The sequence below is a fragment of the Oceanicaulis alexandrii DSM 11625 genome, from assembly GCF_000420265.1.
GTDB lineage: Bacteria > Pseudomonadota > Alphaproteobacteria > Caulobacterales > Maricaulaceae > Oceanicaulis > Oceanicaulis alexandrii.
In genome coordinates this window covers 442,109-468,020 of record NZ_ATUP01000001.1, presented here as the reverse complement: position 1 = coordinate 468,020, position 25,912 = coordinate 442,109, and the positions used below count along the sequence as shown (strand labels likewise).

General features: G+C 63.1%; 24 protein-coding genes. 13 read left to right on the top strand and 11 right to left on the bottom strand.

The window, feature by feature from the left end:
• Positions 1-319: 319 nt before the first annotated feature.
• The gene (locus tag G405_RS0102330) at positions 320-1,669 is read right to left on the bottom strand and encodes a DUF1330 domain-containing protein (protein WP_022699885.1); all 1,350 of its coding nucleotides are present in this window, start codon (positions 1,667-1,669) and stop codon (positions 320-322) included.
• 107 nt (positions 1,670-1,776) lie between these two features.
• On the opposite strand from G405_RS0102330, the gene G405_RS0102325 reads away from it, so the two are divergent.
• Together G405_RS0102325 and G405_RS0102320 are read left to right on the top strand one after the other, a co-directional pair.
• Positions 1,777-2,655, top strand: a complete 879-nt coding sequence (locus G405_RS0102325) for a LysR family transcriptional regulator (protein WP_022699884.1) — start codon at positions 1,777-1,779, stop codon at positions 2,653-2,655.
• Positions 2,656-2,732: 77 nt separating this feature from the next.
• Positions 2,733-3,161: a hypothetical protein gene (locus tag G405_RS0102320; protein WP_022699883.1), complete on the top strand. Its 429-nt coding sequence runs from the start codon at positions 2,733-2,735 to the stop codon at positions 3,159-3,161.
• Here the strand turns inward: G405_RS0102320 and G405_RS14760 are convergent.
• From G405_RS14760 to G405_RS14755, 3 genes are read right to left on the bottom strand one after another with little or no spacing between them, the layout of a single operon-like run.
• On the bottom strand, positions 3,158-4,690 hold the full coding sequence (locus tag G405_RS14760) for a PepSY-associated TM helix domain-containing protein (RefSeq protein WP_022699882.1): 1,533 nt from the start codon (positions 4,688-4,690) through the stop codon (positions 3,158-3,160). The two genes, G405_RS0102320 and G405_RS14760, sit on opposite strands and share 4 nt — an antisense overlap.
• 11 nt (positions 4,691-4,701) lie before the next feature.
• The gene (locus G405_RS0102310) at positions 4,702-5,292 is read right to left on the bottom strand and encodes a hypothetical protein (protein WP_022699881.1); all 591 of its coding nucleotides are present in this window, start codon (positions 5,290-5,292) and stop codon (positions 4,702-4,704) included.
• 17 nt (positions 5,293-5,309) lie between these two features.
• The gene (locus G405_RS14755) at positions 5,310-7,373 is read right to left on the bottom strand and encodes a TonB-dependent siderophore receptor (RefSeq protein ID WP_022699880.1); all 2,064 of its coding nucleotides are present in this window, start codon (positions 7,371-7,373) and stop codon (positions 5,310-5,312) included.
• Between the two features lie 127 nt (positions 7,374-7,500).
• Here G405_RS14755 and G405_RS0102300 point away from each other — a divergent pair, with 127 nt between their 5' ends.
• Positions 7,501-8,112, top strand: a complete 612-nt coding sequence (locus G405_RS0102300) for a DNA-3-methyladenine glycosylase family protein (protein ID WP_022699879.1) — start codon at positions 7,501-7,503, stop codon at positions 8,110-8,112.
• 193 nt (positions 8,113-8,305) lie between these two features.
• Here G405_RS0102300 and G405_RS0102295 read toward each other — a convergent pair whose 3' ends face one another.
• Positions 8,306-9,352 (bottom strand): serine hydrolase domain-containing protein, encoded by a 1,047-nt coding sequence (locus tag G405_RS0102295; RefSeq protein ID WP_022699878.1) that lies wholly within the window; start codon positions 9,350-9,352, stop codon positions 8,306-8,308.
• 108 nt (positions 9,353-9,460) lie between these two features.
• Between G405_RS0102295 and G405_RS0102290 the strand changes: the two genes are divergently transcribed.
• From G405_RS0102290 to G405_RS0102280, 3 genes are read left to right on the top strand one after another with little or no spacing between them, the layout of a single operon-like run.
• Positions 9,461-10,948: a LytTR family DNA-binding domain-containing protein gene (locus G405_RS0102290; protein WP_022699877.1), complete on the top strand. Its 1,488-nt coding sequence runs from the start codon at positions 9,461-9,463 to the stop codon at positions 10,946-10,948.
• 59 nt (positions 10,949-11,007) lie between these two features.
• Positions 11,008-11,781, top strand: a complete 774-nt coding sequence (locus tag G405_RS0102285) for a putative hydro-lyase (RefSeq protein WP_022699876.1) — start codon at positions 11,008-11,010, stop codon at positions 11,779-11,781.
• Between the two features lie 50 nt (positions 11,782-11,831).
• Positions 11,832-13,175, top strand: a complete 1,344-nt coding sequence (locus tag G405_RS0102280) for a hypothetical protein (RefSeq protein WP_022699875.1) — start codon at positions 11,832-11,834, stop codon at positions 13,173-13,175.
• Between the two features lie 61 nt (positions 13,176-13,236).
• Here the strand turns inward: G405_RS0102280 and murD are convergent, their stop codons facing one another.
• The 4 genes from murD to G405_RS0102260 form a co-directional block, all read right to left on the bottom strand.
• Positions 13,237-14,556: a UDP-N-acetylmuramoyl-L-alanine--D-glutamate ligase gene (murD, locus tag G405_RS0102275; protein ID WP_022699874.1), complete on the bottom strand. Its 1,320-nt coding sequence runs from the start codon at positions 14,554-14,556 to the stop codon at positions 13,237-13,239.
• Between the two features lie 3 nt (positions 14,557-14,559).
• On the bottom strand, positions 14,560-15,849 hold the full coding sequence (tyrS, locus tag G405_RS0102270) for a tyrosine--tRNA ligase (RefSeq protein WP_022699873.1): 1,290 nt from the start codon (positions 15,847-15,849) through the stop codon (positions 14,560-14,562).
• A gap of 87 nt (positions 15,850-15,936) precedes the next feature.
• Complete coding sequence (locus G405_RS0102265) at positions 15,937-16,809, bottom strand: crotonase/enoyl-CoA hydratase family protein (RefSeq protein ID WP_022699872.1); 873 nt, start codon at positions 16,807-16,809, stop codon at positions 15,937-15,939.
• 1 nt (position 16,810) lies between these two features.
• Positions 16,811-17,980, bottom strand: coding sequence for a CaiB/BaiF CoA transferase family protein (locus tag G405_RS0102260; protein WP_022699871.1), 1,170 nt, complete (start codon positions 17,978-17,980; stop codon positions 16,811-16,813).
• A 118-nt stretch (positions 17,981-18,098) separates the two neighbouring features.
• Here G405_RS0102260 and G405_RS0102255 point away from each other — a divergent pair, with 118 nt between their 5' ends.
• The 4 genes from G405_RS0102255 (at position 18,099) to G405_RS0102240 (ending at position 21,138) form a co-directional block, all read left to right on the top strand.
• Positions 18,099-18,932: a sulfurtransferase gene (locus tag G405_RS0102255; RefSeq protein WP_022699870.1), complete on the top strand. Its 834-nt coding sequence runs from the start codon at positions 18,099-18,101 to the stop codon at positions 18,930-18,932.
• Positions 18,929-19,474, top strand: a complete 546-nt coding sequence (locus G405_RS0102250) for a GNAT family N-acetyltransferase (RefSeq protein ID WP_022699869.1) — start codon at positions 18,929-18,931, stop codon at positions 19,472-19,474. Before G405_RS0102255 ends, G405_RS0102250 begins: the two co-directional genes overlap by 4 nt.
• Before the next feature lie 78 nt (positions 19,475-19,552).
• Positions 19,553-20,518 carry an NAD(P)H-dependent flavin oxidoreductase gene (locus G405_RS0102245; protein WP_022699868.1) on the top strand — a complete coding sequence of 322 codons (966 nt, stop codon included), beginning with the start codon at positions 19,553-19,555 and terminating at the stop codon, positions 20,516-20,518.
• Positions 20,519-20,535: 17 nt separating this feature from the next.
• On the top strand, positions 20,536-21,138 hold the full coding sequence (locus G405_RS0102240) for a hypothetical protein (protein WP_022699867.1): 603 nt from the start codon (positions 20,536-20,538) through the stop codon (positions 21,136-21,138).
• Between the two features lie 12 nt (positions 21,139-21,150).
• On the opposite strand, the gene G405_RS0102235 is transcribed toward G405_RS0102240, so the two are convergent.
• Entirely contained in the window at positions 21,151-21,771 is a 621-nt protein-coding gene (locus G405_RS0102235; protein WP_022699866.1) for a TetR/AcrR family transcriptional regulator, read from the bottom strand.
• Positions 21,772-21,880: 109 nt separating this feature from the next.
• On the opposite strand from G405_RS0102235, the gene G405_RS14750 reads away from it, so the two are divergent.
• Entirely contained in the window at positions 21,881-23,416 is a 1,536-nt protein-coding gene (locus G405_RS14750) for an amidohydrolase family protein (protein ID WP_022699865.1), read from the top strand.
• A gap of 76 nt (positions 23,417-23,492) precedes the next feature.
• Here the strand turns inward: G405_RS14750 and ald are convergent, their stop codons facing one another.
• Entirely contained in the window at positions 23,493-24,611 is a 1,119-nt protein-coding gene (gene ald, locus G405_RS0102225) for an alanine dehydrogenase (RefSeq protein ID WP_022699864.1), read from the bottom strand.
• Between the two features lie 211 nt (positions 24,612-24,822).
• Between ald and G405_RS0102220 the strand changes: the two genes are divergently transcribed.
• Both G405_RS0102220 and queF read left to right on the top strand, forming a co-directional pair.
• Positions 24,823-25,284 (top strand): Lrp/AsnC family transcriptional regulator, encoded by a 462-nt coding sequence (locus G405_RS0102220; RefSeq protein ID WP_022699863.1) that lies wholly within the window; start codon positions 24,823-24,825, stop codon positions 25,282-25,284.
• 45 nt (positions 25,285-25,329) lie between these two features.
• On the top strand, positions 25,330-25,794 hold the full coding sequence (gene queF / locus G405_RS0102215) for a preQ(1) synthase (RefSeq protein WP_022699862.1): 465 nt from the start codon (positions 25,330-25,332) through the stop codon (positions 25,792-25,794).
• Positions 25,795-25,912: the final 118 nt, after the last annotated feature.

Below are 25,912 nucleotides of genomic sequence, written 5' to 3'. Positions count from 1 at the left end.
CTTAAAATCCGTTGGGCGGCAACGCCCGTGCCGGTTCAAGTCCGGCCGCCCGCACCATTTTTTCTGTTCTCCTTCACTCCGTTCGGTCGATCCTCGCTTCGCTGCGGGCGCGCTTTCGCGCTTGCGAGCCTGCGGCTCGGTTTGACTGATGCTCAAGCCCGTTCGGGCTTTCACTCCTCGCCTCGCTTCGGGCGGGCGTTCGCCCTTGCGGACCTGCGGTCCGGTTTTCTTGTTCTCCTTCGCTCCGCTCAGTCGATCCTCGCTTCGCTGCGGGCGGGCGTTCGCCCTTGCGAGCCTGCGGCTCGGGTGTGGGGAGGCGCTAGGGCGCGGTGACGCCTTGTGAGGGCGAGGTGAGGGTGAGGCTGTAGAACTCGAAATATCGCGTTCCGCTGTCGAGATACGGGGCGGCGGCTTGATATTGGGGCAGGCTGCGCAAGGCGCGCAGGCTTTCAATGCTGTCCCATTCGGCCAGGGTGATCTGGTCGGGCGCGTCCAGCGTCTCACCGGTCAGATGGGCGTCGGGATTGTACATCTTGTACACAAACCGCCCGCCGACGGCGGCGAGGTCCCCGGCGACCATATCGAGATAGCGCGCATAATCGGTTGGATTTTCCGGGTCAAACCAGGCCAGCGCCAGCGTGTAAAACTTGTCGGGGTCGAGCGTCAGATCGAGGTCATCTTCCAGAACGGCGCTGTAAATCCGACGCCCCGTCCAGCCTTGAGATGCAAAGCTCTCCAGCAGGGGGCGGCGTTCATAGGTCTCATACGCGTCGGCCGCTTGTTGAGAGGGCCAGACATGCATCTGCACGCTCTCCGGTTCAAAATCCCCCAAAATGGTGCTGCGCACATCAAAGCGCGGCCAGGAAGCCCGCTGTGCGGCGGCCATGGCGTCAAACTGGGCGAAGCCGTTGCGCGCCTGCACGCCTGTTTCTGAAGGCGCGGCGAGCGTGTAGCTGAGCACCGAGCCGGCCTCCAGCCGGGTTTGTGGCGCGCGCGCGTCGGGCGTCAGACCGGCGAAATACACATATGCGTCGAAATGGGCGGCGTTAAACGCATCGGACGCTGTGATGATGTCGTCATTCCCTGTGACGAAGGCGCGGCTTTCGGCATAGTCGCGATAGTAAAACACCTCCACCGTGTCCGGCGTGGGCATGCCCGTCGCCCAGTCCACATCGATCGTCGCCGCAATGGAGAAGGCATGGGGGCGCTCGGCTGCGGTCGCCATGAAGGCGGCATGTTCGGCCTGACGCGCACCCACATCGGTATTGTTGAAGCGGCTGATTTTCAGGACGTAATACCGCTCTGCTGTTTCGGTCATGGAGGCGGGGTGCACCTCCTTGTTCCGATATGCGCCTTCAATAAGAACGGCGCTCTCGGGCAGGCCGAGACTGAAGCGCAGCGCAGCGCGCCCTTCGGCGGTCGTGGTCTGATCGGTCTCACAACTCGTGAGAGCAAAATGGGTGGCGTCGCCAAGCGACAGCTCACCGCGGGATGCGCCCACCCGGCCATGACGCCAGACCGAGCACCCAAGGGCATCCAGGGCCGCCGGGGTCTCAAGGGGTAGGGTGATGGGCTGTGGGCTGAGGATCAGCAGTCCGGTTTCGGCCAGGGCCGGGGGTGTCGCTAGGCCAAGCAGAGCGCTGGAGGTCAAGTGGAGTAAGAAACGCATGGGAGCTCTCAATGGTTGATTTTCGCACCATCTATCACTGACAGGCCGGTCTTCTGTGGATTGTCTCTCGCCCTTTCTGGTGCGTTAATGCACCAGAAGGGGCGAAGATGACGAACTGGGATGATTTCAGGCTGGTGCTGGCTCTGGCGCGTACCGGGGCGATAAGACAGGCCGGCGCGGCGTTGGGCGTGAACCATGCCACTGTGTCGCGGCGTCTGGCGGACCTGACCCGGCGCATGGGCGGAGCGGTCTTTGAACGGATATCCGGTCGCTATCAGGTGACAGCAGTGGGGGCGCCTGTGCTGGAAGCGGCGATCCGGATGGAGGCGGCCTGTCTGGAGGGCGAGCGACGCCTTCGCGCAGTGTCGCCAGACATGGCGGGGCCGGTGACGGTGTCCTTGCCAGACGCCATCGCACGGGTGGTCTTGCTTGAAGAGCTGACCGCGTTTGCACAAGCCAATCCTGATATTTCGCTGACATTGAAATGCTCGTACGCCTATGCGGATCTGGACCGGTCTGATGCGGACATCGTCATTCGCGGCGCATCTGCGCCGGATGAGCATCTGGTGGGGCGACGGTTGTTTCCCTATGCGCTGGCCCATTACTGCGCCCGGGATTATTTCGACCAGGTGGCCCTGCCTGACCGGCGCTGGCTGGTGCGGCGCACGCCGGCGCAATGGATCGAGCGCTCCCCATGCCCAGAAGCGCCGGTCGGCTATGTGATTGATGATATCGATATGCTGCACGAGGCGGCCGCGCGCGGGCAGGGCATGATCCGGGGGGCTTGTTATATCGCAGAGTCAGATGAGCGATTGATCCGCATTCCGGGCTCAAAAGTGGAGCCTTGGGAAGATTTGTGGGTGCTCACACATCCCGATCTTCGCGATGCGCCGCGGATCAAGGCGGTGATGGGGCTTGTCACAGAGGCTCTGATGCGTTCCAGAGCCTTGATCGAGCGAGGGGAAACAGACCGCTGTCGGGGCTGATGGCGGCCCGGCGCCCGTGGATTCAGACGCGCGACACGATCATAAGTTATTAAAATATGCGCCGCAGAATTCTTGGCATGAGCCGTTTGATTTACGCCAGTGAATTGATCTGTGAGCGTCCGAGGATCTGGTATCTGGCGGTTGGCGCCAACATGACGATTGACCAGTCCGTGCCCGGCATACGCCGCTTGGGCGAGCGCTTCCGGGAGATACCTGTTCAGGGCCTGATCGTGGATTATCGCGCCGCGACGATCCGCCAGCATCCGTTTGAGTACAGCGAGCTGGCCTTGAGCGTCAGCTTGCACATCCCGCTCACAACCCAGATCGCCTACATCACCGGTCCGCGTAACTGCAAGAAAGCGGCGCTGATGGTCAAACTTCTCAGGGATCGTGAATTCGCGGCGCGCGGCTTTCAGCGCTGGGGGCAGATGACCGCCTGGCTGAACTGTCCGCCATCTGTGATGGACCCCATCCCCGGTAAAGGGCGCAATGTCGTCTTGGTTTAGGCTTGAACCTGCGGGTCAGCGGGTGCGGGCTTTGGCGCGCGAAGAGGCGTTGAGGCCGTCAAGGCGTTCACGCCTAGCGCCAGGGCGCTGATCATCAAGCCTGCGAATACGCCCCAGGCTGCCGGGCTTTGATAGCCGGACACGCCATAGGCCAGGAAATGCGCACCCGCGCCAATGAGAATCAGCGCCGAGCCCGACAGTTTTAGACCGCGAGACAGCGTCGCGGTTGACGGCGTGAACATGCTGAGCCCCGTGATGATCAGCAAGCCGATCCAGAAGACCGCAGGCATCGCCGCGTCTGCGAGGCCCAGCACCCGGTCGAGCGCCAGCACGAGACCGATCAGGGCCGGCGGTCCCCAGACCAAAGCGATCCAGCTGCGTTCCAGACGCGGCTGCGGGCCTTTTTTGCGGGCGCGCTTGTAAAGCCAGAGCTGCACGCCGCTGACGCAGACCACGCACAGAGCGAGGCCCAGCGCCACATAGATCAGCTTGACGGGCACGCCGCCCCAGTTTCCGAAATGCAGGTTGTAGACGGACGCCGTGGCCTGTTGACCAAATGCGCCGTCATCCAGTCCGGTCTTGCCGATGAACGCGCCGTCCGGGGAGAATTGCAGGTATTCGCCGAAGATCAGCCGCTGATTGGCGGCGGTCAGGATTTGCAGGGTCTGCCCGTCCTGTCCGGGGTTTTCGATCTGCACGATCCAGGGCGTCAGGCCAGCGTCGGTGAAGTCGCTCTCCACCACGCGCAGCGCCTGGGCGATGTCGGGCAGGGGACCGGCTTCTGCGGTCTCCTCTGCGCCGGGGCCGAAAACGGTATCGAACATCGCGTTGACGGTCATGCCCGGCTGGGTCTGCGCCAGGGTCAGCGCCACGAGGGTGGCGAGCCCCAAAGCGGCGCCGGTCAGCGGGATCATGATGTGAAACGGCGCGCCCCAGACCGACAGCCGGTTGTGGCGGTCCGCCAGGCTCAGCTGGCCATTGCCGGGCTTGTGACTGCGAAACGCATCCTTGAACACACGCGGATGGGCCAGGAATCCTGACACGACCAGCGCCAGCATCATCACGCCCAAAAGCCCCACCACGATCAGGCCCAGCGTGGAGGGCAGATGCAGATAGTAATGCAGGTCGATCAGAAATTCGGAAAAGCCGTGGTCGATCGTCTCGCCCAAAGCCGCGCTCTCATCAATGAACCAGTAGGTGTCGCCATACCCGCCAGCGAGCCGCGGGGAATCCGGGGTGGGCAGGAAGACCGAGATGCGGTCCGGCGTCTCGCCGGCCGCGCTCGCATGATCGAGCAGGGTTTGCGCCGAACGGGCGGCCAGCTCTGGCGATGCGGCGCTGACTTCGGTGATGTGAGGCTGCTCCCAGCGGGCGAACTCGGCGTGAAACACCACCAGAACCCCGCTCAGGGAGACGATATAGAGCAAAGCGCCCAGCACCACGCCGATCCCGGCATGGGCGGAGAGCATGCGGGCGACGAGCTTGGCGGAGAGGTCGGGCCAGACAGAGGGGCGAGAGGAAGCGGCCATAAGTCAGGATCTCACGAAACCGGGGGCGAAAGAAAAAGCGCGATGAGCGCGCAGACGAGAGCGAGGCCGACCAGGGCGGCGGTGCGCCAGCGCAGGGGGGCTTCCAGCGCGCAGATCACAGCCAATCCCGCCCAGCCCAGGGGCGCGAACACCAAGGTGGCGAACAGGCTGTCGGGCGTGGCCCAGTTCAAAGTCTGGGTCAGACGGAACAGAGCGATGCTGGCGATCAGAGTCACGCCCAGCGAGACAGGTCCCGCCAGCGCGGCGACGGACAGGGTGCGCAAGCTCGCCATCCAGCGGGAGCGGTCGCCGGTTGAAACCGGGACAGCTTTGAGAGCGGGAGCGGAGACAGGCCGGCTCATCCCTTGTGACATAATGCTCATCGCGCCCAGCATGGGCGCGATGAAAGCCGCGGTGACGCCCAGGTCTGGCCCCAGGGCGAACACGAACGGCCAGGCGGATACGATCATCAGGGCCCATCCCGCCATCATCAGGCGGCTGTGTGAACCCTGACGCCGGATCCAGGACAGCCGAACCAGCGCCAGGCCGAGAAGACCCAGCGCCAGTCCGGCGATCAGTGCTGCAATCGAAGAGGTCGCCACGATCTCAGCACCTGATCCTAGAAGCGTCGAGCGACGCGAAGATTGACGGTGCGTTCCTCGCCGGGGAAGCAATCGCCCCGCGCCAGACAGGTGGCGTAATACTCTTCATCAAACAGGTTGCGCACGTTCAACATCGCGCTCCAGTTTTCAAAGTCATAGCCCACCATCATGTCGGCGACCGTGTAGCCGTCGGTTGTGATCGAGCCGCTTTCATTGTCACCCAGATAACGGACGCCTACGCCCAGTCGCAGGTCTTGCATTGCTGTGGGCGAGAACTCGCCCCAGATCGACGCCTGTTCTTCAGGAATGGAAGAGAAGGGCTGGCCGTTAGGGTCTTCCGCGTCCAGCCAGGACGCTGAAGCATTGAGCTTGAGATCACCAACAGGCAGCTCGACGACAGTGACGCCTTCAATCTCAAACCCGGTGATGCTCGCTTCGCCCTCTTGCTGGGAGGGCGCATTGGGCAGGCCTTGCGGATTGGGCAGGTTGGACTGGGTGATGTCGAAATAGGCCAGGGTCACATAGCTGCGCGAACCGGCCGGCTGGTACTTCACGCCCAGCTCGAACTGTTCGCCCTCTTCCGGCTTCAGCGCAGCGCCGGTGACATTGTCCACACCCAGCTGAGGCTCGAAGGATTCAGCATAGCTGACATAGGGCGACAGACCGTTGTCGAAGGCATATAGCAGTCCTGCAGCAATCGTGGTGGCGTCGACATCCTGAGACACGCCGTTATTGCTGTTGGAGACGTCGTCCACACGCACGCCGAAATTGGCGATCCAGTTGTTCCAGCTGATCTGGTCATGGGCGTAAAAGCCCCAGTATTCGCTTTCGCTCTCGGTCGTGCCGCGCACCGCGTCAAGCTCCGCCATGGACGGGACGCCATTGCCGTACACCGGGTTGAAAGCGTTCAGGACGCCCTGACGCAAGAAGGCGCGCGAGGAGGTCAGCTCCACATCCTGATAGTTCACGCCTGCAAGCACTTCGTGCTCCAAGGCGCCGGTCATGAAATCAGCACGGACGCGCGCATCAAACGCGAGCTGTTCGGACGAGGCCGGATTGTCATACCAGGAGCGCACGCCATTGCCGTCTGCGTTGAGACGCGGCACGCCCGCGCCGGCGAAGGCCAGCCAGCTCTGGGAATACTCGGATGAGGAATCACGCCAGCGCGCCGTGCCTTCCAGCGTGAAAATCTCGTTCAGCTGGTGGCTGGCGATTACGGTGATGGAGGTGGATTCCGTGTCATAACGGTTAAAGCCCGGCTCGCCATGATAGACGGAACTGGACATGTGCTCACCGTTTGGCCCCGGGTATAAAGTCCCGGTCAGGGGCAGGAACTGGTGCGCCGTATCGCCGTCACGCTCGTCATAATTGACCAGCAGATTGATCTCGGTGTTCTCGCCTGGGGTCCAGGTCAGGGACGGCGCCAGCGAGATGGCGTCATCATTCACGTAATCGACCTGGGTGTCGGAATCGCGCGCCACGCCGACAAAACGGGCATAGAGCGTGTCCTCGATCAGCGTGGCGCTGAAATCACCAGCGATTTCCAAGCGATCATGGGTGCCATAGCTCAGCACGACTTCCTGACCGAGATCCGGACCCGCGACCTTTGAGGCGAGGTTCACAATCCCGCCCGGAGAGCCTTGGCCATAGAGAACCGAGGCCGGGCCCTTGAGCACTTCGACCTGATCCACCGTGTAGAGGTGCGGGCGGGTGTTGTTGTAGTTGCCAAACAGGGCCTGCAGGTTGTCGCGATACTCGGGCACGTCCAGACCGCGGACCTGGAAGAAGTCGCCGCGCGTGGAGAAGCCGAATGTGTCGCCGACGACCCCGGCTGTGTAGTTCAGCGAGTCATCAAGCGTCAGCGCGCCCCGCGCCAGAAAGTCCTCAGCGGTGACCACAGACACAGAGCGGGCGGTCTCAAGGATCGGGGCGCTGGATTTCATCGCGCCGAACGCGCCGAGCGAACCAGTGACGACGATCACGTCGTCGGTTTCGCGCTGGTCGGCCTCGGACTGGGCGAGCGCAGCCGGGGTGAGGGCGAGGCAGGCGCATGCGCCAAGCAGAGTAGTACGCAAAGTCATCGGGGATCCCCATTCTCAAATCTGCTTTTTCACTAATGCGAATCATTTTCACTATCAACAGCAGATGAGAATGAATTGCAGGAATAAGTTATTTGACGGGAGAGCGGAGCCGGGGCTGGATGGCGCCATGACGTACGACATCCATGACCATTCCCTGTCAGCGGCGGAAGCGCTGAGCCCCGAGCTTTTTCAGGCGATTGAGCGTCAAGGCGCGCTTGAGCCCTGGACCCCGCCGCAAACCCCGTTCCCGGTTTCGCTCTGTCGTTCTGTGGCGGGCCAGCAATTGAGCGTGAAGGCGGCGGCGTCGATCTGGTCTCGGGTTCAGAGTCTCAGCGAACATCCTGACCAATTGCTCGATGCGTTTCATCCTAACCGGCACGCGGATTTACGCGGCTGTGGCTTGTCGGGGGCGAAGGTGAAGACCCTGATCGCCATCGCGGACGCCCGGCGGGAGGGGTGGCTGGACACAGAGCCCTTGCAGGCCATGAGTCCTCAGGCGCGCTCTGATCGTCTGGTGGAAATCTGGGGCGTGGGGCGCTGGACGGCGGACATGGCCAACATCTTTTATTTCGGCGAACCGGACATCTGGCCCGATGGCGATGTGACCGCCCGCAAGACGCTGGAAAAGCTGACCAGCAAACGCCGCAAGACCGTGCGCACCGCGGCGCGGTTCGCGCCCTACCGGTCTTTTCTGGCGCGGTATATGTGGCGGCATGCGGACGCGCCGCCTGACACCTGAAATCGGGAAAAGTGAGAACCAAACCATTTGTGGCGCGTTCTTGATCTGGTGCTGATCCCTGATCAGCGCCGTGAGACTCGGGTCTGATTGAGGATCGCAGGGACGGCGGACCGGTTATGGTCGGCCTGCAGCGACGTCTTCGGTCCCCGTCTGGATCGGGCGCCCGGAGCAGTCCGGGCGCCCGATGACCTGTCTACTGGCTATACCCCGCATACAGATCCGCCAGCGCCAGCGCCAAGGGATAATGGTTTGCGCCGTCCGCATTCGCCGAAGTGGCGACCACCACTTGCGGCTCCACATACACCATCAGGAAGCTCCGGCCGCCCGGGCTGCCGCCAGAATGCGCGGCGTAGTGCAGGCCGATGCTGGGTTCAAATCCGGCTTCCATGCCATAGACATAGCTGACGGTTTCGCCTGCACTCGTCTGGATGGGCATGAAGGCGGCATGGATCTCTTCAGCGTTCAACAAGGAGCCGTCCGCCAGGGCCGCGCCCATCTGCGCCATGTCCCGGCTGGAGGCGATCAGGCCGCCGCCGCCGAACTTGCACTCCGCCGAGAGCGGCATGGGCGCCAGACCTTCGCCGGCGTCAAAATACGGCGTCGCCTTGTCGGCGCTGTCTGAGTCAGCTTGAGCGGTATAAGTCTCGCCCAGTACGGCGCTCATGGCGGCGTCAAAGCTGTCAGCTCCGGTCAGTTCCACCAGAAGATGGCTCAGCAGCACAAAGCCATAGGTGGTGTATTCATGCTGGGATCCGGGCTCATGGATCAGCGGATCATTGATGAAATGTCCCAGCGCGTCTGACGGCAGAGCGCAGCGGCGATCACTGAAGGCGATCCAGTCGTCATCGCCCGTATAGCCGCGCACGCCGGCCGTGTGGCTGAGCAGCTGGCGCAATGTCACGTCCTGATAGGTGGCGGGCAGGGAGGGGTCGATGGCGCGCACCGACTGGTCCAGGTCCAGACCCTGATGCGCCTCCAGTCGGGCGAAAGCGAGCCCGGTCAGAAGCTTGGCCGTCGAGTAGACATTGTAATCGGTCGTAACGCCGTCCTGCGCGCTGCGCATCATGCCGCCTTCGGCTTCAAAGGCGATCTCGCCCTCGACCATGACAGTCACGTTGAGCGCGGGATACGCTTGCGCGAATTGATCAAAGATGGCCTGCGCGGTTTCGTTTTGGCTTTGCGCCAGGGCGGAGGTTGAAACCAGCGCGGCGGCGCCGAGGGCGGCAATAAAGGTTTGCATTGGAAACGTCCTTGTTGTCGTTTGCGTGGGGAGAGGCGTTGACCGCCAACACCCTTCCTGTGCTGGCGGTTTCGAGTGCAGAAAAGCTCAAAAGGACGAACGGCTCATATGCAGGGTGAACAGCTCAAAGCCGCTCTGGCGCGGGCCGGACAGCTCTTGCGTCCTTGGGAAGCGGGGCTGGCGGCTATGCTCTGCGCGCTGGTTCTGCTGGCGCCCTGGCCGACTTCGAATGCGCCGATCTGGCGGGCGGATCGTGTTGAGACTCTGATCGTCTCCCCTGAAGCCGATGACCCGGCGCTCTGGCGCGAGCAAGCGTTCTGGCAGGCCGACCCTGGCGCCGGCGTCTTGCAAGTGCGCTGGCGTGTGCCGGACGCCGCACTGGCGTCAGATACGCCGATGGCGCTGGCCCTGTCCGGCCCGTTTTCCGCTGAAGCCTATTTCAATGGTCAGCTGATCGGCGCCAAGGGCCGCCCCTTGAGTGAGGCGGCGCCCGAGCGCGCCGGGCCGATCGATAGCCTGATCGCCTTGCCGCGGGATCTGATCCGTCCAAGCGACAATGAAGTCAGGCTGGTCCTCTCCAGCACGCGCGCCGGGTATGCGCCCGCCGTGATCGTGCAAACTTTGGCTGTGACGCCGTTTCGGCCCGACGCCAGACGGTCCTTGCGTGATTACGCGCCGACCTTGGGGCTGGCGGGCGTGCTGGCCGTGCTGGCGATCAGCCTGTTCCGGCTGGGGCTCGACCGTGATGATAGAACGGTGTTCTGGCTGGCAGGCGGATTGGCCGCGCTCGTGATCGCAGCGCTGGCTGAGATGTCGCGCGCTTATGTGAATTACCCCTATGACTGGCATCAGCCGCGACAGGTGGTGATTTTGTTGGGAATGGCGGGCGCATCGGCGGGAATTCTGGGTTTTCTAGTTCAGCGCTGGGCGTTGGGCCGGGTGTGGAGCCGGGCCGCCATCGGCATCACCACAGTTTGCGCTCTGCTCGGCGTGCTTTTGTATGACGGCTATGACGGCAAGATCATCCTGCTCACCATGTGTGTGCTGATCGGGGGTCTGGTCTGGACCCTGATCGCGGGCGTGCGCAAAGACCGGAGCGCCTTGGCCATGACGGGGGTCTTCCTGGCGCTCATGGTCGTTAATCTGGCCGCGCCTGGACGTTTCATCGATCTGGGCGTTTACGCGATCACCGCCATCGCCTTCGGGATCTGGATGATGCGGGCGCCGGACCTGCTATCGCCTGCGGCTGAGTCCCTGGAGACTACAAACCAGACCGCCCTGACTGTGCAGTCGACGGGCAAGATGCACCGTGTGGCGCTCGATGACGTGCTCTATCTGAAGGCGGCGGGCAATTACACTGAGGTGCATCGCTGCTCGGGCGGCTGGCTGCTGGATCAGCGTGGCCTGGCGGCGGTGCTGGACGAGGCGGGTGAGGCCCTGTTGCGGGTTCATCGGTCTTATGCGGTCAATATGAGCAAGGTCGACGCGTTGTTGACCCGTCCGGGAAGCCGGTATGGGCTCAGTCTCTTAGGGGGCGCCGAGGCGCCTGTCGGCCGATCGCGGGTTGACGCGGTGCGCGATGCATTATCGCGTTAATCATGTCTTGCGTGACGCGATGATCTGACGTGAACTGTCGCTAGATCAAGGACTTCGCCATGACCGACCCCTCCCAGCTCCGCCAAGCCCATCTGGACGCCGTGCGTTCGGGCGAATTTGACCAGCCCACGACCGGGCTTTGCGCCGGCTATGCTCAGGCCAATCTGGTGATCCTGCCGGTGAAGCAGGCCTATGACTTTCTGCTCTTCACCCAGCTCAATCCCAAACCCTGCCCGCTTCTGGGCATGAGCGAGCCGGGCGAGCCGTTGATCCCCAAGCTGGATGTGGACGTGCGTACGGACGCGCCGCGTTATGAGGTCTTCCGAGACGGAGAATACGCCGAAGAACGCACGGATCTGACGGAGCTCTGGCGGGAAGACCTGGTGGCGCTTCTGCTGGGGTGTTCATTCACTTTCGAGCACGCCTTGCTGGCCGAAGGCTTGCCGGTGCGCCATATCGCAGCGGGCACGAACGTGCCGATGTACCGCACCAGTCTCGCTTGTACGCCGGTGGGGCCGTTTTCGGGCGGAATGGTCGTCTCCATGCGCGGATATCCGCCAGAGCTGGTGGAGCGGGTAAGCGAGTTGACCGGGCGTTTTCCGGGCAGCCATGGCGGCCCGGTGCATGTGGGCGATCCCGCCGAGATCGGCATCGCCGACATCATGACGCCTGATTTTGGCGACCCTCCTGTGCTGGAAGACGGGGATGTGCCGGTGTTCTGGGCGTGCGGGGTGACGCCGCAGGCTGTTGTGCTGGACGCCAAGCCGGAACTGGCGATCTTTCACAAGCCGGGCCATATGATCATCACCGCGCAGCGCGACGCGGTGGTGTAAGCGCGCAAGGCCCGCTAGGGTCGGCCCAGCTTTGACTGTCGTGAGCCCTGATGTCTTCTTTCCGCCTTTGTTTTCCGCGACGCCTGGACGGGCAGAACGGGTTCGCCTTCGAATATGACGTTCCCGGCCTTGGCGCCTTTACTGAAACGGTGATTTTCCCCGACGAGGCCCGGTTTGACCGGCTGGATCGCTCAGTCCTTGCCGGGCTTGTGCGGATGGCCGCCATTTTGATCGGGACCAGCTATTACAAGGCGGCGCCGGCCAAGTTGATCGAGCCCGATTTCGCGCTGAGCGACGCTGAGCGGCGCTTGGTCGAGCTGGCCTATTGGCCGGGGTTGGGCGAGTTCTATGTGCGCAATGATCTGCCCTATCCGCCTGATTTTACGATCAAGGCCGAGCCGCGCATGGCGCAGCTTCGAACCCCTGTGATCAAGACCGAAGATGTGCGCGCCGCGGTGGCGTTTGGTGGCGGCAAGGACAGCCATGTGGCCGCCAGCCTGATCAAGGCGTCCGGTGCAGACGTCGAGCGGGTGTCGCTCATTCTGTCTGAAAGCGTAGGTGAACGCCTTGTGGCGATGAGTGAGGCGCCGGTCACGCTGATCCGGCGCCGGATCGATCCGCGCCTGATCGAGCTGGGCCGTTCGGGCCGGGCGCTGAACGGGCATATCCCCATCACCGGCGTTAATTCATGCCTGATGGCGCTCTATGCGGCGGCCAAAGGGCTTGATTGGGTGGTGTTCGCCAATGAACGCGCCGCCAGCGAACCGACCATGGAAAGCAACGGCCACCCGGTGAATCACCAATTCTCCAAATCGCTTGAATTTGAAGACGCGCTGCGGGCCGCCTTCACCGCGATCAATGCGCCGGTGACCTATTTCTCGATCCTGCGGCCGGTCAGCGAATTGTGGACGGCGCATTATCTGGCGACGGCGGGAGAGGCGGCGCTGGACATTTTCGCCAGCTGTAATCGCAACTTTGTGTTTGCCGGTCCGAACGCCCTGCCCAAGGGCAAGCGCTGGTGCGGGGCGTGCGCGAAATGCGTTTACACGGCCGTCTTGCTCGCGCCGTTCCTGTCGGTTGAACGCCATGAGCGGGTGTTCCAGTCCAAGCCTTTGCACAACCCCGAGAACCTCGACTTCCTGCGTGAGATCGCCGGTTTGACCGACGCCAAGCCGTGGGAGTGCGTCGGGGAGCGACGCGAGGTGGCGGCGGCTTTGGCCCATCTTCTGACCGATGCGGACTGGGCGAAAGCGCCGTTAATACAAGCGATTGAGCCTGAACTCTTCAGTCACTGGGCGCGTGAAGACCTGCAGCAGGCCTGGGCAGAGGCGCTGGACGCCCGCTCCGAGCATCGCATGCCGGCGCCGGTCGCCGAACTTATGCACGCAAGCTGATCTTCTGCATGAAGCTGGCGTCGCGGAAGCCGAAACCTTGAATTGAATCAGTGAGCGGGTTTTATCCTAGCTTCTTCGCGGCTTGCGCGAAGGCGTCGCCGCGAGCGCCGAAATAGGTAAAGGCTGCGCCTCTGGGCGCCGCAGGGCTCATCATCACGATCCCGCCTTCGGGCAAGGCCTCGTAGGCGCGCTTCACCGCCAACTCAAAGTCTGGCTCGTAAGCTGTTATATTTGCGTGCGGACCGGATTTCAGGGCGTCGACGATGCTTGGCCCGTTCTCAGGGATGGTGATGATGGCCTTGATCCGGGTCTCGTTTTTGAGCCCCTCGGCCAGCGGCGCATAATCCTGTTCGCGATCTTCGCCCCCCAGAATGAGGCTGACCGGGCGGTCCGGGAACGCCTCCAGAGCCAGCAGACAGGACTGGGGCGTCGTACACAGCGTGTCGTCGATGAAGTCGACGCCATTGAGGGTGTGTACGGTTTCAAGCCGGTGGGGCAGGCCCTTGAAGCTCGCAAGGCTGCCGAACGCGTCATAGGCGTCGAGCCCCAAGCCCTCGATCACCGCCAGCGCAGCGCAGGCGTTCGCCGCGTTATGGGCGCCGGGAAGCGCGGGGATGCGGCCCCAAGCCTCCGCTCCGTGATGGATCACGCCGCCGGGGGCGTGAAAGCCTTCGGACTGGTCATACCAGAGGGTGTTCGGACGATGCACGAACAGCGAGGTCAGGCGCGCATCCTTGGCGCTCATGACGCCGCGCGCATTGGGGTCCAGCATGGCGAGCCGGGCCTTGTCGCGGCGGTATTGCTCCACCCCGCGATGCCAGGGCGCGTGATCATTGAGAAGGTTCAAGAACACAAACCAGTCCGGCGCATGAACCAGGTCGGCGATCTGATAGCTCGACAGCTCGACCACCACGATCTCGGCGTCGTCTGGCGTGTTGATCACCGGCTCGCCGATATTGCCCGCGAGCACCACGTTCACGCCGAGGCTCTTGAGCATATGATGCAGCAGGCTCGCGGTCGTGGATTTGCCCTTGGTGCCCGTCACCCCGATCACGGTCTGATGCTCAGGCTTGGACGCGAACCACAGATTGGTCTGGCTGGTCAGCTCGGCGCCCAGGTCCATCGCCTCTGCCAGGCGCGCATCATACAGCGACACCCCCGGTGATTTCACGATCAGCGATTGCCCCGCCAGGGTGATGGCGCGGGCCAGATCATCCTGACCGACGTACTCGACGCCTTCGGGCAAGTCTTCGGGCTCATGTGAGTCAATCACATACAGCGCGGCGTCAGGCGCGCGTTCGCGCACATGGTCGAGCGCGGCGCGCCCTTCCTTGCCGAAGCCCCAGATGAAAATGGCGTCGAACTCAGACAGCGCGGTCATGGATTATCCGGAAAAACGAATGAGGAAGCGTTTGGCCTTGCCCACGCTCATCACCACGGCGCCAGCGCCGGTGCGATGCTCGCGCAGATCTGAGTTTTCGTCCTGAACTTTTACGCCGTTCAGCGACACTGAGTTCTGCTTGAGAAGGCGCCGCGCTTCGCTCTTGGACGCGGCGGCGCCCAGGTCTTCAGCGACGAGCGCGTCAATGAGCGGCAGCGCGTCGCCGCCGCTGGCGTCCAGCGTCGGCACGGCGCGGGCGATCATGTCGATCAGCTCGGCGCTGAGATTGTCGGACTTGCCCTTGAAGATCACGGTGGAGGCTTCAATCGCCAGATCGGCGGCCTTCTGACCATGCACGCGCGCTGTCAGAAGCTCGGCGAGGGCTTTCTGAGGCAGGCGCAGATGTGGCTCGGCCTCACTCAGCTCTGCAAGCTGGCTGAGATCAATGTCGGTCAGCCAGCTGAGGAATTTCGGGGCGTCCGCGTCGGCGCTGTTCAGCCAGAACTGGTAGAACTCGTAAGGGCTCGTCAGCTCCGGATCGATCCAGACCGCGCCTTTTTCCGACTTGCCGTATTTCTTGCCTTCCGAATTGGTCAGCAGCGGATAGGTGACGGCATGGGCGTGCTGGCCCTCGATGCGCCGCACCAGATCCACGCCGCCCACGATATTGCCCCATTGGTCCGAGCCGCCCATCTGGATCTGGACGTTATGGGCGCGGTGCAGGTGCACGAAGTCATAGCCCTGCAGGAGCTGGTAGGAAAACTCGGTGAAGGAGATGCCCTGATCGCGGTTTTCGATGCGGTTGCGCACCGAATCCTTGGTCAGCATGGCGTTGACCGAGAAATGCTTGCCCACATCACGCAGAAAGCTGATCACGTCCATCTTCCGCCACCAGTCGGCGTTGTTGACGTAAATCGGCTCCGGCCCGTCAGTCAGCGCGAACAGGCGTTCAAACTGTTTGCGCTGGCCTTCGATATTGGCCTGCACGATGTCTTCGGTCTGAAGGTTGCGCTCGGCGTCCTTGCCCGACGGATCGCCGATCAGCCCCGTGGCGCCGCCCAGCAGCACCACGACCTGTCCGCCGCGCTGGCGATAGCGGTCCATGCCCAGAAGCGGCATCAGATTGCCCGCATGCAGGCTCGGCGCGCTCGGGTCAAAGCCCACATACATTGCCGGTTTGTGCTCGGCGATATAAGCGTCAGTCAGCTCGGGCGTCTTCTGGTTGAGAAGGCCGCGGGCTTCCATATCGGCGAGGAAGGGCGTGGCTTTGGGATCGGCGAGGCGAACGCTCATGAGGCTCTCTTGGCGGTAGGAACAGTCAAGCCTTCGGCTTAGCCGTCCCCACCCCGTCTTGCAACGCCGTGATGGCGCACAGCTGTGTCACTCCATCCGGTCATAGGGAGTCTTCTCCACGTCCGCTGCGATGGGATCGCCGCTGTCGCGCTCGGCCACAGCCTGTTTGAAGCCGACCTCCTGGGCGCGTTGACGGAACCACATGCCTTCAGGCGAATGGCGCGAGACGCCGTCAAACACGGTCGCCAGCATCTGGGTGTTGGACAGCCCCATGGTCTCATAGGCCTGATTGACCACCATTTTGGTCATCATCAGCTGGTTCTTGGGTACGCCCTGAAGTCGGCCGGCCAGACGCTCCACCGCTGCATCAAGATCGGCTTCCGGCACGCATTCCAGCGCCAGCCCGATGCGCTCTGCTTCCTTCCCGTCAATCAGCTCGCCGGTCATCATCATGCGCTTGGCCTGCTGGGGCCCCAGGCGATACACCCACATGGACGGCGTGGGCACGCCCCAGACGCGGGCGGGCGGATAGCCGATGCGGGCGTCTTCGGCCATGATCACGAAATCACAGCACAAGGCGATGTCGGACCCGCCCGCCGCCGCGGCGCCGTGCACGCGGGCGATGGTGGGCTTGTGACAGCGCCACAGGCTCATGAAGTCGAGCGTGTTCTGATGCATGAAGGCATAGTCGATCATCGGGTCCCAGGGCATGTCCTGACTGCCCGGCAGCTCGCCCTCGCGCTCGGCATAGTCCTTCAGGTCATAGCCGCCGCAAAAGCCCTTGCCCGCGCCCTGCACCACGATCACGTGGACGGCCGGGTCGCGTTCCGCTTTCTTCACCGCGCCCGCGATATCGCCCGGCATGGCGTCATTGATGGCGTTCAAACGATCAGGCCGGTTCAGGGTGATCGTGCAGACCCGACCCTCGACCTCGTAAAGCAGGGTGGAAAATTCGCTCATCTCAGTCTCCGCAAAGTCGGGTGATCAAGGCGCCGTCGACGCCTGCTTTTTCAAGGATCATGCGTGTGTCCGCTCCTAGCTGGCCTGAACAGGTCGTGCCCTGGCCGGGACGCTCGCCGTCAAAGCGCGCCGCGGCGCCGGGCAGGCGCACCGGCCCCGGACCGTCCGCGTCGCCTTCATAGATGAAGCCGCTGGCGTCGAGCTGGGGATGGGTCAGGATATCGTCTGAGGTGTTCACCTTGCCGGCGGGTACGCCCGCCGCGCGCAAACGCTCCAGCAAGGCGTCCACGGGCTGGTCTTCGGCCAGCGGCGCGCAGGTCTCGCGGATGAAGTCCCAGTTTGCAAAGCGGCTCGCCATATCGGCGCAGCGTGGATCGTCGAGCAATTGCGGCGCCCCGACGGCATCGCACCAGCCGCCGAACTCTTTTTCTGAGAGCATCACGACGACGAACCAGCCATCGGCCGCCTTCCAGGGGCGGTAAACCTTGGCGATGTTGGGGCCAGGCTGAAGCGGGTCCTTCAGCGTCAGCGGCATGTGCACATCCATCCAGGAGAAGGCGAGGGCGGCTTCCAGCATGGACACCGCCACATGGCGGCCCTGGCCGTCGCGTTCCCGCCCCACAAGGGCGCTGGTGATCGCCTGGCACAGATAGAGCCCCGCCACCTTGTCGCAGATATATTGCGGGTAAAGCTCAGGTTCTGGCTTGTCGGGGCGGGCGGCCAGCCCGCTTTCCGCCTGGATGACCGGGTCATAGGCGCGCACATCGCTCAAGGGGTCCCAGGGGCCGAAGCCCGTGACTTCCGCCACGATCAGATCGGGGTGCGTGCGCCGCAGGGTGGGAGCGTCGAGCTTGAGCTTTTGCGCTGCAGCCGGGCGGTAATTGTGCATCACCACATCGGCCTGCCGGATCAGGGTTTGCAGCGCCGCCTGCGCGTCTTCGTCGGTCAGGTCGAGGCTGATCAGGGATTTGCCGCGGTTCAGCGTCTGAAACGTCGAGCTGGAGCCATCCTTAGCGATAAAGCCCAGACGGCGGACCAGGTCGCCGCCTGGCGGCTCGACCTTGATCACATGGGCGCCTTGCTGGGCCAGCGTCAGGCTGGCGATAGGGCCGGCGACGACCGTTGTCAGGTCAAGCACCGTCAGCCCGGCCAGGGGTGTGGCTAGGGTCATGGTTTCCTCCCGTGAGCGCGCGATTTTTCGCGTCGTTTGTTCGAGACTGGCGCAGCCCGCTTCCCCGGACAAGCCAAGCTGGTACGGTGAATACGATTAGTTCTGGAGAATCGCCTTGATGCGGGAAGCGGTGACAATCAGCGCGATACAGGCGCTGGCGGAAGCAGATCCGGTGTTTGTGGACGCCAGCTGGTTCCTGCCCGGGGCGGGCATGACCGGTGAAGAGGTCTTTGAAGAGCGCCGCCTGCCGCGCGCGGTGTTTTTTGATCTCGACGGCGTCTGCGATGTCAGTTCGCCCTTGCCGCACATGGCGCCGGGGGCGGCGGCCTTCGCCCGCTGGCTTAGCTGGCAGGGCTTGAGCGGGGGCGAGAAATTCATCATCTATGACCAGACCTCGCTGGTCGGCGCGGCGCGCGTCTGGTGGACCTTCCGCCGCTTTGGCTGCGATGTGCGCATTCTCGATGGCGGCCTGAACGCCTGGCGCAAAAGCGGCGGCTCGATTGAAACTGGCGAGATTATCCGCAGGCCCCCCGCCATCGAGCGCGCGCCGCGGATGATCTGGGACGATACGGCCAATTGGGAGGATGTCTCCTTCGCCTCGCGATCCGGCGCCGCGCTGGTGGTGGACGCCCGTTCGCAAGGCCGGTTTGAGGGATCAGAGCCGGAACCGCGCAAAGGGCTTAAACAAGGCCATATCCCGGGCTCCATCAATCTGCCTTTCCCCAAGCTTCTGACCGCTGACGGCAAGCTGAAATCCGAAGATGCGCTGGAGGCGGCCCTGCCGCGGGTCAGCCGCGAAACCCGGATCATCACCACATGCGGATCGGGCGTGACGGCGGCGATCCTGAGCGCGGCCTTCCTGAGCGCCGGCTTCCGCGATGTGCGCCTTTATGACGGCAGCTGGGCGGAGTGGGGCGCGCGTGATCTGCCCGTGGAGACCGGCCCGGCATGAGTGTGACGCTGACCGTGTATGACACTCTGGCGCAGGCGCAAGACATGGTGCGTGATCAGGTGTACGCCCTGATCTGTGAAGCCGATGACGCCTTCTGGCCGCCATTGCGCGCCCGTACGCCCGAGCAGGGCTTGTCAGTGGGCGAGGGCGCGGTGCTGGACGCCGCGCCGACGGCCTACTGGGCATCGATCCAGCCGCACGCCCTGATCACCGCCAGCGATGCGGCGGGCCGGGTGCTCGGTATGATGAGCGTGGCGCGCGACAAGCGGCTCGACGCGCTGGACATGACCGCCAGCGCGTATCTTTCGACCCTGATCGTGGCGAAATCGGCGCAAGGGCGCGGGCTGGCGCGGACGCTGTATGAGGGCCTGTTTGATCTGGCGCGCAGCTGGTCAGAGGCGCCGTGTGTGGCGACCCGCACCTGGAGCACCAACGGCGCCCATTTGCCCCTGATCGCCAAGCTGGGCTTTGAAGAAAGATTACGCCTTAAGGATGATCGTGGCGCGGGGATCGACACCGTGTATTTTCTTAAACCGCTCTGAGCGCTTTTCTTGTGCGAAAACCGCGCTAGCCTTGGCTCAAACACTGTTCACAAAATTCCTCCGGGGAGGGTCTCTCGCGTGTCTGAACTCAAATGCCTGAAAGGCAAGCTGCGTCTGCCGGTGATCGGTTCGCCGTTGTTCATCATCTCCAATCCCAAGATGGTCATCGCCCAGTGCAAGGCGGGCATTGTCGGCTCGTTTCCGGCGCTAAACGCGCGTCCGCAAAGCCAGCTTGATGAATGGCTTGATGAGATCAGCTCCGAACTCGACAGCTATAACAAGGCCAACCCGGACGCCCCCGCGGCGCCGTTCGCGGTGAACCAGATCGTGCACCGCTCCAATGACCGGCTCGAGGCTGATCTGGCGAGCTGCGAGAAATACAAGGTGCCGCTGGTGATCACCTCGCTGGGCGCGCGTGAAGAGCTGAACCAGGCTGTTCACAGCTGGGGCGGCGAGACGATGCACGACATCATCAACATCAAATTCGCCCACAAGGCGCTGGAAAAAGGCGCAGACGGCCTGATCCCGGTGTGCGCAGGCGCGGGCGGCCATGCCGGCACCCTGTCGCCGTTCGGTCTGGTCAGCGAGATCCGCGAATTCTTTGACGGTCCGGTCGCGCTGTCGGGCTCCATCTCCACCGGCGCCGGCGTTCTGGGCGCGCAGGCCATGGGCGCGGATTACGCCTATATCGGCTCGGCCTTCATCGCCACTGAAGAGGCGCGCGCCAGCGAAGCCTACAAGCAGTCCATCGTGGACAGCACGGCGGAAGACATCATTTATTCCAACCTCTTCACCGGCGTGCACGGCAATTATCTGCGCAAGTCTATCGAGGACGCCGGGCTCGACCCCGCCAATCTGCCCGAGAGCGATCCGTCCGCGATGAATTTCGGGTCTGGCGGCAATACCGACGCCAAGGCCTGGAAAGACATCTGGGGCTCCGGCCAGGGCGTGGGCTCGGTCAAGAAAGTGCAAAGCGCGGGCGGCTATGTGTCCGAACTGCAAGCCCAGTACGAAGCCGCCAAACAGCGCATCTGCGGCGGTTAGACCGGAAAGTCGGGGCGATGGGGGAGATCGGCGCACTTCTTGGCAGGATCATCAACAACCTGCCCGACAGCCTGTTGCTGGAGTCGCTCATACTGGGCGCTTTGGCGACGGTGCTGACCGCCGTGATCCGGGTGGTCTGGGCGGGGTCGGGAGCGCTGATCGAACGGGCGGTGTTCCTGCTGTCGCGCTCCCTGACCCATCACGTCATCTATCTGGGGCCGGTGGAGGCGTTCCCGCCGGGCATTCGATTCAATGTGCTGATCATCCGCTTCGGCACCGATCAGTACATCTCCACCATGGCCAGTGACCGCGAGCGCATGGTGGGGCGCTTGCAGCTGAAGATCTATCCCGCTGAAGTGCGCGGCAAGGACGATGGCGCATATCTGTCCTTCAAGGTGCCGGTGCACAAGCGCCTGGGCACGCAGTTCAAGATATTTGCGGATGTGGAGCCGGGCGTCGATCTTGATGAGATCATGCAGGTCTTCAACGACAATCAGGAAATCCACGAAGTCAGCGTGTCGGACAGCAAATTCGACCGACGCATTTATTTCCTGCTCAAGGACTATGCCCAGACGCAGACCGTGGACGGGCCGGTGAACAATTTCATCTTCCCGGTCTGAGTGGGCTCCACCTTAGCTTTTCACCTCATGCACACGCAGTAAGATTGCGCGGATCATGGCGTCGCGTTCATCGGGCGTGCGCGATGAGAGCTGGAGCGGGCCTTCGACGCGGCCCGAGATGATCAGCTCGGCCAGTCCATGCACCACCGACCAGGACGTCATCAGCAGGATCGTGCGCCGGTCGGCGGCCACATCGCCGGGATAGAGCGCGGCGACTTCCCGTTCGAGTTTCCCATACGCGTCTAGCGAGGCGGCCGCAAAATCGGGATGGCTGCGGTCTGGTTTTTCCGACGCGAACATCAACTGGAACAGGGCGGGGTGAGCTTCGGCGAAGTCCACATAGCCAAGCCCTGACGCCACGAACTGATCCACCGGGCCGGAACCGACGTGTGCCTGACGCTTGGTCTGAGCCTTCACCAGTCTGCGATAGCCGTCGGCGGCCAGCGCGCTGAGAAGTCCCGTCATGTCCTTGAAATGATGCGCGGGGGCGGCGTGGCTGACATTGGCGCGCTTCGCGGCGGCGCGCAGCGAAAAGCGCTCCAGCCCGTTCTCCGCCAGTTCCTGTTCCGCGGCTTGCAGCAGCAAGGCTGGCAAATCGCCTTTGTGGTAAGGCTGCTTTGCGGTCATCGCCATTTCATCACCCGTAGCCGATTTCAAACTTGACACTGGCAAGATAGCCCGGCTAGCGTATCTTGACAATGTAAAGATACAGGGCGTGGTCAGGCGCCTCAAGGAGAATGAGATGTTGAAATGGGGCCTTCGGATTCTGGGCGTCTTCGTGCTCTTGAACGTGCTGGGCGCGATCGGGACCTATGTGGTCATTGACCGGTCGATCGTGGAGATGTTTGGCGGGCGCACGCCGGTGATCGCGCTTGAGCCGTCAGATGAGACGCCTGAACGCTATGTGCTCGCCAATGTGCGCGTGCTGGAGCCGGGCTCGGAGCGGTTCTCAGAGCCGATGGACGTGGTCGTCGAGGCCGGATTGATCGCCGCTATGGGGCCCAACATGGCGCAGCGGGCCGGCGCGCCAGTCATGGATGGCGAGGGACGCTATCTGATGCCGGGCCTGACGGATTCTCACGTGCATTTGTGGAACAGCCAGAACGATCTGGCGCTTTATCTCGCCCATGGCGTCACCCAGATTCGTGAAATGCACGGCCAGCCCCATCATCTGGACTGGCGCGATCAGATTTCCGCCGGCGAGCTGCTCGGCCCGGACCTCTATGTGGTCGCCGCTCAGATCGCGACCTATGATTTCGCTGAAGGGCTGTGGCAGTCCTGGACCTCCAAGCGCAATGTGGCCCGCACGGACGAGGCGGCGGACCAGATAGTGCGCGATCTGGCGGCGGAGGGCTATGACGCGGTCAAGGCCAGCAGCTATCTCAGCCTGAGCGGTTATCAGGCGGTCAGCGCCGCCAGTGAAGCGGTGGGCATTCCGCTGGTGGGCCATGTGCCGGTGGCGGCGCGGCTCGATGATCTGTGGGCGTCCAATCAGAGCGAAGTCGCCCATGTGGAGGAGCTGATCAAAGGCCTCGACCGGGATTTCGGCGGCTATGGCGTCAGCAATGCGGGTGAGTATCTCGACTATGTGATGGAGCGTCGCGAAGAGATCGCCCAGTCCATGATCGACAATGAGATCGTTCTGGCGTCGACGTTGGCGCTGGTCTCGAGCTTCGCCCAGCAAAAGACCGACACTGAAGATGCGCTCGCGACGGCGCCGGTGGGGCTGGTCAATCCCGGCGTCGCGGAAGGCCGAGCCATGGGCTGGCTGCCGGATGTGAACATCTACTCCGTGCCGCAGCAATATCGCAGCGAAGGCTGGCGCGACCGCTATCAGACCTATTGGACCACCTATGCCGAGGCGCAACAGCTGATGTTTGAGGCGGTGCTGGCGGCGGGCGTACCGATGGTGGCGGGGACTGACGCCAATGTGCCGGTCATGGCGCCGGGGTATTCCATGCATCAGGAGCTGGAAGCGCTGGTGTATGCGGGCATGACGCCCGCACAGGCGCTGGAATCAGCGACGGTGACGCCGGCGCGCTTCATGGACTGGAATACCGGACGCGTCCTGCCGGGCTTTCGCGCCAATCTGGTGCTGCTGAACGCCAATCCGCTTGAGGACATCCGCAATACGCGGGCCGTCGAGGCGGTGGTGATGCATGGCGAAGTCCTGATGCGCGAGGAGCTGGACGCCATGCTGGATGCGGTCGAGGCGGCCAATGACGCCGCGCGAAACACGCCGCTCGATCCAGCCTGGACACAGACTGCCGCGCAATAAGAACGCGCCCGGCCTGATCAAAGAAAACCCCGGCTCAGATTGAGCCGGGGTTTTGAGTGTCACGCTGTAAGAGGAGTTACAGCACGGTCAACCAATCGGGTTTGTTGAACGGCACGCCCAGATCCTCGGCGGCGTCCTTGTAGGTGACTTCGCCTTCCGCCACGTTCAGGCCGCGCGCCAGATGGATGTCGTCATTGAGCGCCTGCTTCGTACCCTTATCGGCCAGCGCCAGGGTGAAGGGCAGGGTGGCGTTGGTCAGCGCCAGGGTGGAGGTGCGCGCCACAGCGCCCGGCATGTTCGCCACGCAATAGTGCACGATGCCGTCCACGATATAGGTCGGGTCCTGGTGCGTGGTGGCTTTGGAGGTTTCAAAGCAGCCGCCCTGGTCGATGGCGATGTCCACGAGAACCGCGCCCTCTTTCATGGTGGAGAGCATGTCGCGGGTGACAAGCTTGGGCGCAGCGGCGCCCGGCACCAGAACCGCGCCGATCACCAGATCGGCTTCGGCGATCTCCTCGGCGATGGCGCCTTGGGTGGAATAACGCGTCTTCACCTGACCGCGGAAGAACTGGTCGGTTTCCGCCAGCTTCGGCAAGGAGCGGTCGAGCACGGTCACATCCGCACGCAGGCCCAGCGCCATCTCGGCGGCATGGCTGCCGGACACGCCGGCGCCCAGGATCACGACTTTCGCCGGGGTCACGCCCGGCACGCCGCCCATCAGCACGCCGCGGCCGCCGGCGGCCTTGTGCAGGGCGTTCGCGCCCACATGCACGCTCATCCGGCCCGCCACTTCCGACATCGGGCGCAGAAGCGGCAAACGACCATTGATGTCGGTCACGGTTTCATAGGCGATGGCGATGCAGCCCGATTTGCGCAGGCCTTCGGTCTGAACGGGATCGGGCGCCAGGTGCAGATAGGTGAACAGGGTGTGGCGCGCGGTCAGCATCGCGGTTTCAGAAGGCTGGGGCTCTTTCACCTTCACGATCAGCTCGCCGGCTTCAAACACCGCCGGAGCGTCGGCCAGGATTTCCGCGCCCGCCTCGACATATTCTTCGTTGGAGAAGCCTGCGCCATTGCCGGCGCCGTCCTGCACGAACACCTCATGGCCGTGCGCGACCAGTTCGCGGGCGCCGTTCGGCGTCAGGCCCACCCGGTATTCATGGTTCTTGATCTCGGTCGGAACGCCAATGCGCATAATTCTGCCTCCCGGCTGGCCAGCTCTCGAAGCGAGATCTGGACGGTGTGATTTTGCGCGGAAAATAGGGATTGTGTGCAGCATCCTGCAAGTAAATTTATGATGTTCGAATTATTTTGCGTTTAAGTGTGAAATTGCGCCATGATGCGCTGCGACATTGTGGGTGCGGCGCGCGCCAGCGCGAGAAGTTTCGACGGTTTGGGAGCAGGGTATGAAACTGGATGAGATCGACGCCGCCATTCTGGGCGCGCTTCAGCACGATGGGCGGCTGACCAACGCCGATCTTGCGGACCGGGTCAGGCTCTCACCCTCGGCCTGTCACCGCCGCGTGAAGGCGCTGGAGGCGGAAGGCGTGATCGCGGGCTATACAGCTTTGCTCAATGCCGACCGGGTGGGACGGGGGCTGACCGTGATCGTGCTGGTGACGCTCGAAAACCAGAAGCGCGAAACCATGGAAGCCTTTGAAACCGCCGTGGCCGGGATCGAGCATGTCAGCGATTGCTACCTGACCACGGGGGCGGAGGATTATTTCCTGCAGCTGCAAGTGCGTGACGCCAGTGATTATGAGCGCGTGCACCGCGAGCGCCTGTCGGGCTTGCCGGGCGTGGCGCGGCTGGTTTCCAACATCGCCATGCGCACCGTCTTTTCGCGTCGCGCGATGAGCGTGCAATAGCGCGCCCCATTGCCGTGTCCGCATAACAGCGCTAAATGCGCGCCCATGACCGATGAACGCTATTCCAAGCTGGACATGCTGGGCGCCGACGCGAGAGCGGCGGACCGTCCCGAAGACGCGCGTCTTGAGCGGGTGGAGAACCCGTCGCAAGACGCCGACTACATGATCCGGTTCGCCTGTCCGGAATTCACCTCGATCTGCCCGGTGACCGGCCAGCCTGACTTCGCCCATCTGGTGATCGACTATGCGCCCGCGCAATGGATCGTCGAGAGCAAATCGCTCAAGCTCTATCTGCAGAGCTTCCGCAATCATGGCGCCTTCCACGAAGCGTGCACCATGATGATCGGTCAGCGCCTGGTCGATGAGATCCAGCCCAAATGGCTACGCATTGGCGGCTATTGGTATCCGCGCGGCGGCATCCCCATCGACGTGTTCGGGCAATGGGGCGAGGCGCCGAAAGGCTTGTGGATTCCCGATCAGGGCGTGCCGTCTTATCGCGGTCGCGGCTGAAGAAACATTAACATATTGAACTTTAAGCCCTTCCGGCGAGCCCCGGGAGGGCTTTTTTACGCCTGAAGGTGAGCGATGTGTGCGTGTGAACACGACATTTAGACAGGTAGGCATGAAA